The sequence below is a fragment of the Pseudomonas sp. 3MAES_34.3B genome (genome assembly GCF_058145875.1).
On the sequence record NZ_CM176960.1, the window covers coordinates 2,334,273 to 2,350,683 of the forward strand.

Genomic DNA, 16,411 nt, shown 5'->3' on the forward strand with positions numbered 1-16,411 from the left:
ACGTTGACAGTGAGTGCGCCATGAACCCTTTCGAAGACATGCGGTTGTTTACTCAAGTATTGGAGTCCGGCAGCTTCACTGCCGCAGCCGAGCACCTGGGGGTGTCCAAACAGCTGATCAGCCGCCGGGTAATGCAGCTCGAGGAGCGCCTGGGCGTACGCCTGCTCAACCGCTCCACCCGCCGGCTGGACGTGACGCCGCTCGGCCATGCCTACCACGAAGCCGCACTGCGCCTGCTTAATGAAGTGGAACAGGTAGAGCAGAGCATCGCCGGCGAGCATGGCCAGCCACGCGGTACCGTTCGCTTGAGCGCGCCCTTGTCGTTCGCGGTGGAGCACCTGAGCGGGCTGTTCCCACTGTTCATGCAGCGTTACCCGGACGTAAGCGTTGAAGTGGATTTGAGCGACCGCTCCGTGGACCTGCTCGCCGAAGGCTTCGACATGGCCCTGCGCATTGGCGACCTTGAAGATTCGAGCCTGATCGCCCGGCGCATCGCTCAGGTGGAGCGGGTGTGGGTATGCAGCCCGGCGTACCTGGCAGCCCGTGGCGAACCGGATAACCCTGCCGCATTGGCTGGCCATGAGTGCTTGCCGTACGGGCACGGCCGCACGTCTCAGTGGCGCTTCGAGCGGGAGGGGAAGGCGCAGGTGGTGCACGTAAGCGGGCGATTGCGCGCCAACAACGGGGAAGTGTTGCGCGACGCGGCCGTCGCTGGGCTGGGTATTACCTACCTGCCGCTGTTTATCGTGCGTAACGCCTTGGCCGAGGGCCGCCTGGCCCGCGTGCTGGATGAATGGCGGCCACCGGCCCTGGCGCTGTCCGCGCTGTACCCCCAGCATCGGCAAGGCTCGAGGGCCGTACAGGTGCTGGTGGAGTTTTTAAGGGAGCAACTGCAAGGCGCTTTATGACGACCTGCGTGAGCGCAGCAGGAAGATCACCAGCCCCACCAAGGGCAATGCAATGCCCAGCAGCACCACGCCGTGCCAGCCGGCGGCTTCGTACAGGCTGCTGGCAAAGGCCGAACCCAGCGCGCCGCCGATGAAGATACTGGTCACGTACAGCCCGTTGAGCCGCGCGCGGCTGCTGGCGTCCAGGGCGTAGATCACGCGTTGACCGGTGACCATGCTCATCTGCACCGCGAAATCCAGCAGCACGCCCGTAAGCGCCAGCCACAGCACACCGCCTGGCAGTTCCCCCAGCAAAAAGGCGGAGGGCGCCATCACCAGTGCCAGCAGCGTAGCGGCCCGGCTGTGCCCGGCATCCGCCAGGCGACCGGCGATAGGTGCCGCAATTGCACCCATGGCCCCTACCAGCGCGAACAGCGCGATCTGCGTCTGGCTCAGGCCGTATACGCGCGACAGTTCCACTGGCACCGTGGTCCAGAACAAACTGAACGCGGCGAACATCAAGCCCTGGTACAACGCGCGCTCGCGCAAGGCGGGGAAGCGATTGAGCAATACCACCATCGAATGCAGCAACTGGATGTAAGTCGCGCTGTGTGCCGGTTGCCGCCGGGGCAAGGTGAACATCAACAAGGCGAGGATGGCGACCATTACCACCGCAGCCACGATGAATACCGCGCGCCAGCCCAAATGGTCGGCAATCACACTGGCCAACGGCCGGGCCAGCAAGATGCCCAGTAGCAGGCCGCTCATGATATTGCCCACCACCCGGCCCCGGATGGCTTCGGGCGCCATGTGTGCGGCCATGGGAATCAGCATTTGCACCGCGACCGAGCTGAAGCCGATAAGCAGCGAGATGCCCAGGAATACCTCTGGCCGCGCCGTGAACGCCGCCCCCACCAGGCTCAGCGCCGCTAATACCACGGTGGCGAGAATAAGCCTGCGGTTTTCCAGCAGGTCCGCCAGCGGCACCAGCAGGAACAACCCCAGCGCGTAGCCCACCTGGGTGAGCGACACCACCAGGCTGGCACCGTGGGGTGACAGGCCGATGGCAGGCGCAATCAGCTCGATGATCGGCTGGCTGTAGTAGATGTTGGCAACAATGGCACCGCAACAGAACGCGAACAGCACTACCAGCGCGGGCGTGAGCGCCGTGTGGGCGCGAGGGATAGAGGTCATTTCCAGGTCCGGGAGAGGAGGGTTCATTCAGGCAGTGCTGGAGAGGCTTCTGGACATCACCACCAGCTCGGCAAACGACGTGGCGGCCATTTTTTTCATGGCGCGGGCGCGGTGGATCTTCACGGTGATTTCGCTAAGCCCCAGTTCACCGGCAATCTGTTTGTTCATCATGCCGCTCGCAGCGTAGTGCATCACCTGGCGCTCGCGCTCGCTGAGCATGGCATAGCGGCAACGGAGCTCGGCTTCCCCTTTGCGGGCCTGGTGTTGCTGGCGCGCCGCCTGCAGCGCAGTGTCCACGGCCTGCAGCAGGTCCTGGTCACGAAAGGGCTTGGGCAGAAAATCCACGGCGCCTGCCTTCATGGCCCGTACGGTCATGGGAATGTCCCCATGGCCGCTCATGAAAATCACCGGCAACGTCGCGCCCTGATTCGCCAGGAGCTGTTGTACCTCGAAGCCGCTGCTGCCGGGCAGCTGTACGTCAAGCAAGAGGCAACTGGGTACCTGTGGCAAGGGGGCCGCCATCAGCTGGGCGGCGCTGGAGAAGGTATCGACCGGGTGGCCCGCCGATCGAAGCAGGCGGCTGAGTGAGTCGCGCAGGCCATGGTCGTCGTCGACCACCAGCACTTTGTGCGAGGTATCACCGGGAGCGAAGCCGGCGCTCACAGGGCGGCCTTCTCGCTGACCAAGGGAAGGCGAAAGACGAAACAGGCGCCGCCTTGAGACGCATTGGTGGCGGAAATCCGGCCACCCTGGGCTTCGATCAACGACCTGCAGATGGACAGCCCCATCCCCAGGCCGTCCTGGCGGGTGGTGAAGAATGGGGTGAACAGGCCAGGCAGCACAGCGGCCGGGATGCCGGCACCGCCGTCCTGGATGCTGACGCTGAGCCAAGGACCTTGCACGCGGCTTTCGATGTACAGTTCGCGCGCCTTGGGCGCCACGCCTGTCATGGCCTGGCATGCGTTGATCAAGAGATTGATCAGCACCTGCTGTACCTGCACAGGGTCGGCCGATACGCGCGCTTCGGCTGTGTCGAGGGAAACCCGGGCACGCACCCGGTGGCGGCTCAATTCACCACGGATCAGGGCCAGGGTATCGGTGATCAAGCTGTCCATGCACAGGGATTGCCGCACGGGGTCACCCTTGCGGGCCAAGGCCCGAATGCGAGCGACCACTTCGCTGGCGCGGTGCGCATCTTCGGCTACCCGCCGCAGGGATTCGCACGCTTCCTCCAGCTCGGGCTGAGGCCGTTGAAGCCAGCGCAGGCCCGCGCCGCTGTTATTGGCGATGGCGGCCAACGGCTGATTCACTTCATGGGCGATCGAAGCTGCCAATTCGCCCAAGGTGGTCACGCGGCTGGCGTGGGCCAACTGGGCCTGTGCTTCGAGCAACGCCTGGGTGGCGCGCTTGCCCCGCAGGGCCAGGAGCGCTGTGATGCCGATGGCGGCCAGGCTGATGAGGCAGCGCGCCCAGGCGGGCCCGGTGTCCGCCGCCGGATGGCCATGTACCAGCGCAAACGCCAGCAGCGTGAGCCCTGCGCAGGCGGCCGCCACCCACAGCAGGGTTTTCGCCGAGCTGCGGTTCGCAAGCATCAGCAATACCGCGACATATAGCACCGCAACGGCGGTGTCCAGGCGGGTGACCGTATCCACGATAAAGATACAGCAGGCTACCAGCAGGGCAGCGAAGCCCCAGAAGCCCTGCCATTCGATAGAGACATGCCGGCGGATGCTCAGGCTGGTCATAGGTTTGGCACCGAAAAGAAAGGTGAGCGCGATGGCCCGTGGCGGCAGCCGTGGCAAAAAACGCCGGGGTTGAAGTTCCGCTACTTCATAAGCAGTTACAGAATAGTCGCAAATGTATCGTGTTTGCGGCGGCGTTGCTACCTCGTGCGGCGCACCCGTGCTAGAGCGGCTGGCCTGGCAACGGCGCAAGCATTGAGGCAGCCAGCAGCTCCCGGGTATAGGGGTGCTGGGGCGCCTCGAAGAGTTCGTGGCTGGGGCCGCGCTCCACAACCTGGCCGTCCTTCAATACGATGATGTCATGGGCCAACGCTCGCACCACGGCCAAGTCATGGCTGATGAACAGGTACGTCAGGCCGTGGCGCTCCTGAAGCTGACGGAGCAGGGCCACTACCTGCTTTTGCACGGTGCGGTCCAATGCCGAGGTAGGTTCGTCGAGGAGTATCAGTTCAGGCTTGAGCACCAACGCTCGCGCAATTGCGATGCGCTGGCGCTGCCCGCCGGAAAACTCATGGGGATAGCGGTCCCGGGTACTCGGGTCAATGCCTACCTCGCGCAACGCCTGTGCGACCACGTCCTCGCATTCACGGGCACTGGCGTCCATATGCACTTCCAGCCCTTCGGCAATGATCTGCCCCACCGACATGCGCGGGCTGAGGCTGCCATAGGGATCCTGAAACACCACCTGCATTTTTTTGCGCCACGGCCGCATCTGCTTCTGGCTCAACCCGTGCAACTCATGCCCCTGGAAGCGAATGCCACCCTCGGCGTCGATCAGCCGCAGGATGGCTTGGCCCAGCGTGGACTTGCCTGAACCGGACTCCCCTACGATGCCCAGGGTTTTTCCCCGTTCCACCGCGAGGCTTACGCCATCCACCGCTTTTATATGGCTCCATGGCTTGCGCAGCAACCCGCCGCCAAGGGCGTACCACACCTTCAGATCACTCACGTTGAGCACTTCTTCACGGGTGTCTCGGGGCAGGGCTTCGCCAGCGGGTTCGGCATCCAGCAACAGCCGGCTATAAGGGTGTTGCGGCGCGGTGAACAATTGCTCACATGGCGCCTGCTCGACGATCTCGCCACCACGCATCACGCATACCCGTTGGGCAATGCTGCGTACCAGGTTCAGGTCGTGGCTGATCAACAGCAACGACATGCCCAGGCGTTGTTGCAGGGACTTGAGCAAGGCGAGGATCTTGCGCTGCACGGTCACGTCCAGCGCGGTGGTGGGCTCGTCGGCGATCAGCAGCTCTGGCTCGCAGGCCAGGGCCATGGCGATCATCACCCGCTGGCGTTGGCCGCCCGACAACTGATGGGGGTACGCCCTGAGGCGCGAGCTTGGGTTGGCGATGCCCACCAGCTCCAGCAGCTCAAGGATGCGCGCCTTCGCCGCCTTGCCGGCAATGCCGCGATGCACCAGCAGGGTTTCGCCGATCTGTTGCTCTACTGTGTGCAACGGGTTGAGCGAGGTCATCGGCTCCTGGAAGATCATCGCGATGCAGTTGCCGCGTATTTCCCGCAGGGTCTTGTCATCGGCGCCGATCAGCTCCTGCCCGCGGTAGCGGATGCTGCCTTGGCTGTGACTTGCGCTGGCGGGGAGCAGTTGAAGAATGGCGTTGGCGGTCACCGACTTGCCAGAGCCGGACTCGCCCACCAGCGCCAGGCATTCGCCAGGGCAGATATTCAGCGACAGGTTGCGCACCACCGGTTCGCCGTTGAAGGCGATCCACAGGTCACGGATTTCGATCAGGTGTTCGCTCATCAGAAGCTCCGGTCAGGCGCGAGGGTCAAAGGCGTCGCGCAGCGCTTCGCCGATAAACACCAGCAGGCTCAGGATCACTGCCAGCGAAAAGAATGCCGTGAGCCCCAGCCAGGGCGCCTGCAGGTTTTGCTTGCCCTGGGCGATCAGCTCACCGAGCGAAGCGCTGCCGGCGGGCATGCCGAAGCCGAGAAAGTCCAGTGCGCTGAGCGTGGTAATGGCGCCCGTGAGAATGAACGGCAGGTAACTGAGTGTTGCGTTCATGGCATTGGGCAAAATGTGCCGCACGATCACCGTGCGGGTGGGGAGGCCCAGGGCACGCGCTGCTTTTACATATTCCAGGCTGCGCCCGCGCAGGAATTCGGCCCGCACCACGTCTACCAGTGCCAGCCATGAGAACAGCGTCATGATCCCCAACAACCACCAGAAGCCTGGCTCCACGAAGCCGGACAAGATGATCAGCAGGTAAAGCACCGGCAGGCCCGACCACACTTCCTGCAAGCGCTGCCCGAAGAGGTCTACCCAGCCGCCGTAATAGCCCTGCAGAGCACCGGCTGCCACGCCAATCAGCGAGCTGAGCACAGTGAGCGCCAGGGCGAACAGGATGGATACGCGCGCGCCGTAGAGCACCCGCGCCAGCACGTCACGTGCCTGGTCATCGGTGCCGAGCCAGTTGATGCCCGTGGGCGGGCTGGGGGCAGGGCGGGACAGTTCGTAGTTAGGCGTGTCCGGGCCGAACGAAATGGGCGGAAACAGCATCCAGCCGCCTTGCTCGGCCACCAGCTTGCGCACATAGTCGCTGCGGTAGTCGGGCTGGAACGGCAGCACGCCACCCAGCTGCTGCTCGGTATACCGTTTGACCACCGGGAAGTAATAGTGCCCACCGGCCTTGAGCACCAGCGGCTTGTCATTGGCCACCAGTTCGGCGCCCAGGCACACTGCAAACAGGCCGAGGAACAGCCACAACGACCACCAGCCACGGCGGTTTTTGCGAAAACGGTGAAGGCGCCGCTGCGCCAAGGGGGACAGGCGCATCAAGCGTTCCTCGAAAAGTCGATACGAGGGTCTACCAGGGTGTAGCACAGGTCCCCTACCAGTTTTATCAGCAGCCCGAAAAGGGTGAAGATAAACAGCGAGCCGAACACCACCGGGTAGTCACGCGAAACGGCGGCTTCGTAGCTCATACGGCCCAGGCCGTCCAGAGAGAAAATCACCTCCACCAGCAGCGACCCCGCGAAGAACACGCTCACAAACGCCTGGGGCAATCCGGCCACCACCAGCAGCATGGCGTTGCGTAGCACATGCCCGTACAACACCCGGCGCTCGCTCAGGCCTTTGGCGCGTGCGGTGACCACGTATTGACGGGTGACTTCGTTGAGGAAGGCGTTCTTGGTAAGGATGGTGAGGCTGGCGAAACCGCCAATGACCAGCGACAGCACCGGCAGCACCAAGTGCCAGAAGTAGTCGGTGATCTTGCCCAGCGTGGACAGCTCATCGAAGTTGTCAGACACCAGCCCACGCACCGGGAACCAGTTCAGCCCGGTGCCGCCGCAGAACACAACGATCAGCAGCATGGCAAACAGGAAAGACGGCATGGCGTAGCCGACGATTACCGCGCTGCTGCTCCACACATCGAAGGGGCTGCCATGGCGTACCGCCTTGCGAATGCCCAACGGGATCGACACCAGGTAGGTGATGAGCGTGGCCCAGAAGCCTAGGGAGAGGGTGACCGGCATCTTGTCCAGGATCAGGTCCGTTACCTTGGCACCGCGGAAAAAGCTGTCGCCGAAGTCAAACACCGCATAGTGCTTGAGCATCAGCCAAAGCCGCTCGTGGGCCGGCTTGTCGAAACCGTACTGGCGTTCGATTTCCTTGATCATCTGTGGGTCCAGCCCGCGGCTGGCGCGAGAGCTGCCCTGGGCTGCATCACCGCCACCGCCACCGGCCGGGCTGCCACCCACACCTTGCAGCCGGGCGATGGCTTGCTCCACCGGCCCACCGGGCGCGGCCTGCACGATCACGAAATTCACCAGCAGGATCACCAACAGGGTAGGGATGATCAATAGCAAGCGGCGCAGGATGTACAAGGTCATGGTCGCGCTCCCGTGGCCTTGGGCTGCGCCATCTGTTCGGTAGTGAGTGCCGTGGGGCTGACTTCCCACCAGGTTTCCGGCGCTTCGTCGTACGCCGCCTGAATGTCAGGTATGCCAAACCGGTTCCACCACACGGTGGACGTTCCCGGTGGGTAGTAATTGGGAATCCAGTAGTCGTTCCATTGCAGCACCCGGTCCAGGGCATGGGCGTGGTTGACCATGTCGTCGAAATTCGTGGCTTTCACCACACCGTCGATCAACCTGTCTACAGCAGGGTCGCGCAACACCATGTAGTTGCCCGAGCCGGTATCGGTGGCGGCGGACGAGCCGAAATAGTTCACCAACTCGAGGCCCGGCGATGCCGATACCGGGTAGCCGGCCACGATCATGTCGTAGTCCCTGGCCATCAGCCGGTTGAGGTATTGGGAGGGATCGATGCGGCGGATCTGCAAGTCGATGCCGATTTGCGCCAATGTGCGTTTGTATGGCAGCAGCAGGCGCTCAAGGCTGCTTTGGGCATTGAGAAAGGTGAACGTGAGCGGCTCGCCGCGGGCATTCACCAGCCGATCGCCGTCCGGGTGCCAGCCCGCGTCGGCCAGCAGCTGCAGTGCCTGCAATTGCTTGTCGCGAATAAAGCCTGTGCCGTCGGTTTTCGGTGCCTGGAACGCCGTGCCGAATACTTCGTCCGGCACCTGCCCGCGCAGGGGTTCAAGAATCTTCAGCTCGGCGGGCGTCGGCGGCTGGGTGGCTGCCAGAGGGCTGTTGGAAAAGAAGCTTTGCTGGCGGATGTACACGTTGCGCATCAGTTGACGGTTGCTCCACTCGAAATCCCAGAGCATGGCCAGCGCGTGGCGTACCCTTCGGTCCTGGAACACTGGCCGGTCGAGGTTGAACACGTAGCCCTGTGCCGGCTGCAAACCCTTGGGGGCCAGGTGTGCCCGTTGCAGGCGACCATCGTCCAGGGCAGGCCCGGCGTAACCGATGGTGTAGGCCGTGGCGGAAAACTCACGGTTGTAGTCGAAGCCGCCGCCGCGCAGTACCTGGCGAGCGACTTCGATATCCCCGAAGTATTCCACGCTGAAATGATCGAAGTTATACATCCCTCGCGCTACCGGCAGGTCCTTGCCCCACCAGTCCGGGTTGCGTTCGAAGGTGATACTGCGGCCATTGTCTACCTTGCCCACCCGATAGGGGCCGCTGCCCAGAGGGGCTTCAAAACCTCCGCCATTGGCAAAGTCCCGGCTTTTCCACCAGTGCTCGGGGAACACAGGCAGAGCGGCCACGTCCAGTGGCAACGTACGGCTGTCACGATTCTTGAAGTCAAAACGCACCTGGCGCTCGCCTTCCACCACGACCTCGCTCACGTCTGCGAACTGCGCCCGGTAACGCAGGCTGCCTTGGGTCATGAGCAGGTTGAAGGTGTAACGGACGTCTTCGGCGGTAATCGGCGTGCCATCGGCGAAGCGGGCGTTCGGCTCGAGGTAGAAGCGCAAGGCCAGGCCGTCGGGGCTCAGCTCCATCGCCTTGGCCACCAGGCCGTAGACGGTATACGGCTCGTCCAGCGAGCGGATGGCGAGTGGGGAGTACACCAGCCCGTCGATCTGGGAAACCCCGATGCCCTTGTCAATGTAAGGCATGAGGTGATCGAACTGGCCGATGTCCGTGGCCGAGCGCCGGAAGCTGCCGCCCTTGGGGGCATCAGGGTTTACATAATCGAAGTGTTTGAAGCCCTGGGGGTATTTGGCCGGTTCGCCGTACACCGTCAGCGCTGGCGCGGGTGCAGCGAGGGCGGCATTGCCCGTACACAGCGCAAGCACGCAAGAGAGGAAGAAGAAAACCGATCGCATTGGCTACCTTGAGCGGGTCCGCGAGAAATGTCCGGTTGCCATCATGCACGTTCGTGTACAGAAACAAAACGGCCCGCCGTTGGCGAGCCGTGATTCAGCGTGGCGGTGATCAGTCCTGGCGGCTGGTCACTTCCAGCAGGTGATAACCGAACTGGGTTTTCACCGGGCCCTGTACGGTGTTGACCGGGGCGCTGAACACCACGGTGTCGAACTCCTTGACCATCTGGCCTGGGCCGAACGAGCCCAGATCACCACCCTGACGGCTGGAGGGGCAGGTGGAGTTGGCCTTGGCAACTTCGGCGAAGTCGGCGCCGCCTTCGATCTGCGCCTTGAGTTCGTTGCACTTGTCTTCGCTGGAAACCAGGATGTGGCGTGCGGTGGCTTTGGCCATGGGGAAGTACCTCTCGATAAATGAACGCAACAGCCTAACCCGCGCTGGCCCCTGAGGCCAGCGCGATCAAGTGCTCAGCTTCGAGCGCACGCAGCGATCAGCGCGGCTTCGGTAGCCTCCCAGCCCAGGCAACCGTCTGTGATGGACACACCATAGCGCAATGCCCCCCCCGTTCCCTGTGCGCCCTCGAACAGGTGGCTTTCGAGCATTACGCCAATCAGGTCGCGGTTGCCCTCGCGCCGCTGACGGATGACCTCGGCAAGCACCTCGGGCTGACGTAGGGGGTTCTTGCCGCTGTTGGCATGGCTGCAATCCACCATGATCCGGGGCGCCAGGCCTGCCTTGAACAGCTGCGAGCGGGCCGCCGCCAGGTGCGCCTCGCTGTAATTGGGGCCGCCATGGCCACCGCGCAGGACCAGATGGCAATTCGGGTTGCCTTGGCTGCGCAGGATCGCCGGATGGCCGTGCAGGTCCAGGCCGAAGTGGCGATGCGGGTGGGCCGCGCTGCGGATGGCATCGCAGGCCACGCCCAGGGAGCCATCGGTACCGTTCTTGAAACCCACTGGCAGCGACAGCCCGCTGACCATTTCCCGGTGCACCTGGGATTCGGTCGTGCGCGCGCCCACCGCGCCCCACGCCAGCAGGTCGTCGAAATAAGCGGTGGCCATTGGCTGAAGCAGCTCGCCAGCCAGTGGCAGGCCGAGGTCCAGCAGGCCGAGCATCAATTCGCGAGAGAGCGTCAGCCCCAGCAGCATGTCGTCGCTGCCGTTCAGGCGGGGGTCGTACAGCAGGCCTTTCCAGCCCACCGTAGTGCGGGGCTTTTCTATATACGCCCGCATCACGATCAATAAGTCGTCTTTCAAGCGTTCGGCGAGCCGGGCGAGGCGCTGGCCGTATTCAAGCGCGCAGGCGGGGTCGTGGAGGGAGCAGGGGCCTGCGATGACCAGAAGCCGGTTGTCGCGGCCGTCGAGAATGTTGCGCACCTGTTGGCGCTGCTCTGCAACGTGCACTTCCAGTGCGCTGGACATCGGCAGGGCCTGGCGGAGCGCAAAGGCGCTGGGGAGTCGCTGGCCGACGCCGGGGTTGCGGTCGCTATCCAGTGAAGGGGTAGCGGTTAGGGCGGTGAGGCAAGGGGTGACGAGGGTGTTCATGGGCGATCCTTTTGCCCGCTGCGTTTCAAGCACGCAAGCGGGTAGTCAACGGTGTTCGTAAGCGCATATTCGCGCGAGCAAGGGCTTCGCCACCTTGAGTGGACCGGTCGGAGGCGGCGTGCTGTACCGAACGGGACGCGCTAAATCGCCAGGCGTAAACAGGGGTGGTGCGGTAGGTGGCGTAATACATGCTGTGAACTCCAAAAGTACAAGGGCTGAAAAAGCAAAACCCCCGATCGGGTGGCCGACCGGGGGTTTCGAAAAACGTTGGCAGGCTACCCGTATGCTGGGCGCCTGTATCGGGGAATCAGGCGCGCGTTTGGCTAAACCAGTAACCAAAATACGAGCAGGCATAAGCGGCTGCGGCGCGCACGGCTACGCCAGCCATGACGGCAGCGTGAGCGACGATACGAAGGGCCTGGGGCATGCTAGTGTCTCCTGATGAGGTTTCGGAGCTTACTGGAGCCGATAGGCAATCGCAATGCCCGTAGTCTCTGTTACGGCCAGGCAGTGGAGCAGCGCATGATCGTCGATTTTCAACCTGCGGCGGAAGCCGACCTGGCGTTCGCCCGCACCCTGGCACGGCGCACGATGATGCCGTACTACACCCGCCACGGCCTGCTGTGGCGCGACAGCGACTTCGATGATGGCTGGGGCTGGCGGGAAAACTACATGCTCTATCAGCAGGAGGAGTTGTTGGGGTTTGTCAGCCTGAGCGTGGATGCGCGTGCGCTGTACATCCGCGAACTCCATCTGCTGGAATCGGCACGGGGAAGGGGCGTAGGGTCGGCGGTACTCGATCGGATGGTGGCGCTGGCCGCGCGCCGACATCTGGGGCTGCTGCGCCTGATGGTGTTCAAGGACAACCCGGCGCAACGGCTTTACACCCGCAAAGGGCTGCAAGTTGTTGGCGAGGATCCCTGCTTCTGGCGAATGCAGAAGCAGGTGGACGCGCCGCTTTCGATACTTTCGCTATAAGTGCGATACAAAAAACTTCGGTGTACAGGTTGTCGCGTTCTGTACAATTCTTGTCGCGCGCTGAGCGCTTTCAGCTACCCTTCAACCGACCGGTGACCCGTGTCGCACATACAGTGCGGGCGACCGCGGCCGATAGTACTGATGTAGCAAGTATGTCGTCGCGTCCATGTGTGCCGGTGGCTACCTGTTCGCACTCATTTCTGCGTTCCGGAAGCCCACCCGGATCACCGGGCAAGGATGCTTTTTCATTTCAGGTTGTCTGGTAGCCGCATGTTGACAGGTATTTATTCTCCCGCACTGGTGGCGATCTCGTTCGCGGTCGCCATGCTCGCAGCCTACACAGCGCTGGACCTTGCCGGCCGTATCATCAGCGCCCACGGCAAGGCCGCTCTGCTCTGGATGGCAGGGGGCTCGTTGGCCATGGGCGTAGGCATCTGGTCCATGCACTTCATTGGCATGTTGGCGTTTCGTTTGCCGATCGTGCTGGGATATGACCTGGGCCTTACCTTGATATCCCTGCTGATCGCGATCGGCAGCTCCGGTTTTGCGTTGTGGATGGTCAGCCAGCCAAGCCTGCCGTGGCCGCGACTGGCCTGCGGCGCATTGATACTGGGGGCAGGTATCGCGGCCATGCATTACACCGGCATGGCCGCCATGCGTTTGCAGCCGGGCATCGACTATGACCCGCTGCTGCTGGGCGCCTCGTTGGTCATCGCCGTCGGGGCTTCGGCGGCGGCGCTGATCATTGCCTACCGGTTACGGCGCCACACGCCTCATGTGCGCCTTGCCCGGGCCGGCGCTGCCGTGGTGATGGGCTTCGCCATTGTGGGCATGCACTATACCGGCATGGCAGCGGCGCGGTTTCCCGAGGGCTCCTATTGCGGTGCGCTGGATGGCGTAAGCCTTACCGGGGACGGCCTCGCCTACCTGGTAGTGGTGACCTCACTGAGCGTGATCGCTATTGCCCTGTTGACCTCTGTGCTCGATGCGCGCCTCGAAGCGCGCACCGCCGACCTGGCCAGCTCCCTTACCGCGGCCAACAAGAAACTCACTCGCCTGGCCCTTCACGATAACCTCACGGGCCTGCCCAACCGTGTGCTGCTGGGCGACCGGATCGCACAGGCCATGCAGAGCGCCAACGAGGCGGAGACGTGCTTTGCGCTGATGTTCATCGACCTGGATGGTTTCAAGCCGATCAACGATGCGTTTGGCCATCATGTGGGCGACCAGTTGCTGTTGGGGGTTGCGGAGCGGCTGGGGGCAGGCTTGTCGGCCCAGGACACCCTGGCCCGGATAGGGGGCGATGAGTTCGTGCTGTTGGTGCCGCTGCGCCGGCCGGACGACGCGGTTTCGGTAGCGGCCACCCAGGTGGCGTTGCTTGCCGAGCCTTTCCGCGTGAACGAGCATGATTTGCAGGTTTCGGCCAGCGTTGGTGTGGTGCTGTATCCCGGATGTGGCATCGACCAGCATCAGCTGTTGATCAACGCTGACGCGGCGATGTACCACGCCAAAAGTAGCGGCAAGAATAACTACTGCTTCTTTGACGTTTCCATGAACAGCAACGCGCGCAAGCAATTGCAGCTCATTCAGGACCTGCGCCTGGCTGAGGCTCGTGGGGAGTTCCGGCTGTTCTACCAGCCCAAGTTCGACGCGGCCAGCGGCCGGCCGGTGGGCGCCGAAGCACTGCTGCGCTGGCAGCACCCTCAGCTGGGGTTGCTGGGGCCGGACAAGTTTATCGAGCTGGCTGAAAAGACCGGCATGATCATTCCCATCGGTGACTGGGTACTCAACGAAGCCTGCCGTCAGATGGCGATCTGGGTTCGCGAGGGCTATGACGACTGGCGTGTGGCGGTGAACCTTTCAGCGTTGCAGTTCTGCCATGGGGGCCTGGTGGAAAGCGTGGCGCTGGCCCTGTCCCGGAACGGGCTGGAGGCGCGCAACCTCACGCTGGAAATCACCGAAACCACCGCCATGAGCGATGCGGATGCCAGCATGACGGTGCTGCAGCGGCTCTCCGATATGGATGTGGACATTTCCATTGACGACTTCGGCACCGGTTATTCCAGCCTCATGTACCTCAAGCGGCTGCCAGCGAACGAGCTCAAGATCGACCGGGGCTTTGTTCGCGACCTGGAGCAGGACAGCGACGACGCGGCGATCGTGTCCGCCATTGTGGCACTGGGGCAAGCCCTGGGGTTGCGCATCGTGGCGGAGGGCGTGGAAACCGACACCCAGCAGGCATTTCTGACGCGGCTTGGCTGTGACTCCCTGCAAGGCTACTTGCTTGGCAGGCCCCAACCGGCGGAGCGGTTCATCTCAGAGATACGCGAAAAAGAGGTTGCCCCGGAACGGGCTTGAGCTGCGCGATACAATCGCACAACATCCAGATGCTCCCCGACCCAGGCGCCTCTCATTGAATAACCAGGCAAGCTCAAATGCCTCCAGGCCTTGGCGAAGTGGGCGACACGCTGTCTCCCACTGAGAAGGTCCGAATCATCAGCGAGCTGCGCTTCTCAGGGCAGCAGGCATGGCGCGCAGCACTTATTACTACCAGTGCAAGGTACTCGCCGCCCCGGACAGGTATGCCGACTTGAAGGCGCGGATACAGGCCATACACGGGGAATCGGACGCGCAATTTGGCTATCGAAGGGTCACCGATGCCCTTCGGGCAGAAGGGCGTCTAGCCAATGGCAAGACCGTGCGTAAGCTGATGCTTGAACCAGCTCGAAGGGCGCTCCCGCTAACCCACGAATAAACCCCAATAAAAAACGCCGGCATTGAGCCGGCGTTTTCATATCGCGGGAAAGGTATTTACACGCGAGGCGCGGCCTGAGCGCGCATAGCGTCGTAGTCGCGTTTTTCCAGCGGCACCGCGTTGCGCTTGCCCAGCTCTTCCATCGGGATGCGATAGGTTTCACGAGCAGTATAAGCGGCGAGGGCGGCCACGGCGGTCACGGCGAACGCGATGCTGCCAACGGTCAGCGGGATGTTGTCCGAGCCCGGTGGTGCAACGGCCGCGAACAACGCCGGGAGCAAGGCGGTGATCATGGTGCCCACGTTCTGGGAGATGGCCATGGCCGACACCCGGTAGCGGGTCTGGAACAACTCAGGATAGAAGCTTGGGAATACCGCGTTATAACCCTGGTACACCACACCCCACATCAGCAGTGACATGGCGAAAGCCAGCGGTACGCTGTGAATGCTGATCGCATACAGGTAGCCGAAGGACAGCAGGCCGGCGCCCAGTGCGCCACCGATGATCATCGGGCGACGGCCGATCTTGTCGGACAAGTTGCCCACAAACGGGATCACCATCACGGCTACCAGGTTGCCTACCACGGGAATCCACAGGTAAACGCTCTTCTCGAACCCGATGCCATAGGCAGGTTGCACCGCATAGGCTGCACCAAACACTGTGGCCACTACCGGGATCACGTTCATCAAGGCCATGCAGGTGACCAGGCCCATGTTCTGCCAGTTTTTCTGGAAGGCTTCTGCAATAGGGGACTTGGTGACCGCACCCTTGGCCTCGGCCTGGGTGAAAGCGGGAGTTTCGTGCACTTCGCGGCGGATGATATAGCCGGCAATCAGCACGATTGCGCTGAGCAGGAACGGGATGCGCCAGCCCCAGCTATTGAAAGCCTCATCGGGCATGAAGTAAGCCAGAGGCAAGAAGATCGCTGCGGCGAAGATCTGGCCCGCCTGCACGCCCTGTAGGGTATAGCTGGCGTAGTAACCTCGCCGCCCGAAGGGGGCGTGTTCCAGGATCATCGAACTGGCGCCCGAGATTTCACCCGCAACGGCAAAGCCCTGGATCAAACGCAGCACCACCAGCAAGGTAGGGGCAAGCATGCCAACCTGGCTGTAGGTGGGCAGCAGGCCCACTGCCATGGTGGCGAAGCCCATCAGGAACATGCACATCAGCAGTACGTTCTTGCGCCCACGGGTGTCACCTAGGTGACCCAGCACAAACGCGCCGATCGGGCGCGCTACGTAACCCACACCGTAGGTTGCAAGCGACGCAACGATTGCTACCTTGGGATCTGTAGAGGGGAAGAAAATCTGTGGAAAGATCAGTGCCGCCGCTTGGGCATAGATGAAGAAGTCGTAGTATTCCAGCGCGGAGCCGACCCAACCGCTGGCGGTGGCCTTCTTCGTCTGTTGTGAGCCTTTCGAATGGATGTCATGGCTAGCCATGTTTGTCTCCGTTGTTTTTATTATCAAGCGTGGCCGTCGTTGTGCCTGGAGGCAAAACTAACCGGGTGGTACATGAATATCAGCCGCCTTGCGGGGCGTCAACCAGCCCAGGGCGAGGCGCCTGAAATGCGTTCGATTAACGAACGAGGCATTGTGCCAAACTCCCGGGGCC

General features: G+C 62.7%; 14 protein-coding genes. 4 read left to right on the forward strand and 10 right to left on the reverse strand.

Features of this window, described 5'->3' with window-relative positions; translation table 11 throughout:
• Positions 1–20: 20 nt before the first annotated feature.
• Positions 21–908: a LysR family transcriptional regulator gene (locus tag AC3Z8Y_RS10420; protein ID WP_490089617.1), complete on the forward strand. Its 888-nt coding sequence runs from the start codon at positions 21–23 to the stop codon at positions 906–908.
• Here the strand turns inward: AC3Z8Y_RS10420 and AC3Z8Y_RS10425 are convergent.
• From AC3Z8Y_RS10425 to AC3Z8Y_RS10465, 9 genes are all read right to left on the reverse strand, one after another.
• Positions 903–2,108 carry an MFS transporter gene (locus tag AC3Z8Y_RS10425; protein ID WP_490089618.1) on the reverse strand — a complete coding sequence of 402 codons (1,206 nt, stop codon included), beginning with the start codon at positions 2,106–2,108 and terminating at the stop codon, positions 903–905. The two genes, AC3Z8Y_RS10420 and AC3Z8Y_RS10425, sit on opposite strands and share 6 nt — an antisense overlap.
• Positions 2,109–2,744, reverse strand: coding sequence for a response regulator transcription factor (locus tag AC3Z8Y_RS10430; protein WP_490089619.1), 636 nt, complete (start codon positions 2,742–2,744; stop codon positions 2,109–2,111).
• The gene (locus AC3Z8Y_RS10435; protein WP_490089620.1) at positions 2,741–3,826 is read right to left on the reverse strand and encodes a sensor histidine kinase; all 1,086 of its coding nucleotides are present in this window, start codon (positions 3,824–3,826) and stop codon (positions 2,741–2,743) included. The genes AC3Z8Y_RS10430 and AC3Z8Y_RS10435 overlap by 4 nt, the downstream gene beginning before the upstream one ends.
• A 160-nt stretch (positions 3,827–3,986) precedes the next feature.
• On the reverse strand, positions 3,987–5,585 hold the full coding sequence (locus tag AC3Z8Y_RS10440; protein ID WP_490089621.1) for an ABC transporter ATP-binding protein: 1,599 nt from the start codon (positions 5,583–5,585) through the stop codon (positions 3,987–3,989).
• Positions 5,586–5,597: 12 nt separating this feature from the next.
• The gene (locus AC3Z8Y_RS10445; RefSeq protein WP_490089622.1) at positions 5,598–6,620 is read right to left on the reverse strand and encodes an ABC transporter permease; all 1,023 of its coding nucleotides are present in this window, start codon (positions 6,618–6,620) and stop codon (positions 5,598–5,600) included.
• Positions 6,617–7,675 (reverse strand): microcin C ABC transporter permease YejB, encoded by a 1,059-nt coding sequence (locus AC3Z8Y_RS10450; RefSeq protein WP_490089623.1) that lies wholly within the window; start codon positions 7,673–7,675, stop codon positions 6,617–6,619. Before AC3Z8Y_RS10450 ends, AC3Z8Y_RS10445 begins: the two co-directional genes overlap by 4 nt.
• On the reverse strand, positions 7,672–9,522 hold the full coding sequence (locus tag AC3Z8Y_RS10455; protein ID WP_490089624.1) for an extracellular solute-binding protein: 1,851 nt from the start codon (positions 9,520–9,522) through the stop codon (positions 7,672–7,674). The genes AC3Z8Y_RS10450 and AC3Z8Y_RS10455 overlap by 4 nt, the downstream gene beginning before the upstream one ends.
• Positions 9,523–9,631: 109 nt before the next feature.
• Positions 9,632–9,913 (reverse strand): peptidylprolyl isomerase, encoded by a 282-nt coding sequence (locus tag AC3Z8Y_RS10460; protein ID WP_181111874.1) that lies wholly within the window; start codon positions 9,911–9,913, stop codon positions 9,632–9,634.
• Positions 9,914–9,987: 74 nt separating this feature from the next.
• Positions 9,988–11,064 (reverse strand): 3-deoxy-7-phosphoheptulonate synthase, encoded by a 1,077-nt coding sequence (locus AC3Z8Y_RS10465; RefSeq protein WP_490089625.1) that lies wholly within the window; start codon positions 11,062–11,064, stop codon positions 9,988–9,990.
• Between the two features lie 522 nt (positions 11,065–11,586).
• Between AC3Z8Y_RS10465 and AC3Z8Y_RS10470 the strand changes: the two genes are divergently transcribed.
• The 3 genes from AC3Z8Y_RS10470 (at position 11,587) to AC3Z8Y_RS10480 (ending at position 14,797) form a co-directional block, all read left to right on the forward strand.
• Positions 11,587–12,042, forward strand: a complete 456-nt coding sequence (locus AC3Z8Y_RS10470) for a GNAT family N-acetyltransferase (RefSeq protein ID WP_490089626.1) — start codon at positions 11,587–11,589, stop codon at positions 12,040–12,042.
• Between the two features lie 270 nt (positions 12,043–12,312).
• Positions 12,313–14,400 carry a putative bifunctional diguanylate cyclase/phosphodiesterase gene (locus AC3Z8Y_RS10475; RefSeq protein WP_490089627.1) on the forward strand — a complete coding sequence of 696 codons (2,088 nt, stop codon included), beginning with the start codon at positions 12,313–12,315 and terminating at the stop codon, positions 14,398–14,400.
• 169 nt (positions 14,401–14,569) lie between these two features.
• On the forward strand, positions 14,570–14,797 hold the full coding sequence (locus AC3Z8Y_RS10480; RefSeq protein ID WP_490089628.1) for an IS3 family transposase: 228 nt from the start codon (positions 14,570–14,572) through the stop codon (positions 14,795–14,797).
• A 56-nt stretch (positions 14,798–14,853) separates the two neighbouring features.
• Here the strand turns inward: AC3Z8Y_RS10480 and AC3Z8Y_RS10485 are convergent, their stop codons facing one another.
• Positions 14,854–16,239: an MFS transporter gene (locus AC3Z8Y_RS10485; RefSeq protein ID WP_490089629.1), complete on the reverse strand. Its 1,386-nt coding sequence runs from the start codon at positions 16,237–16,239 to the stop codon at positions 14,854–14,856.
• Positions 16,240–16,411: the final 172 nt, after the last annotated feature.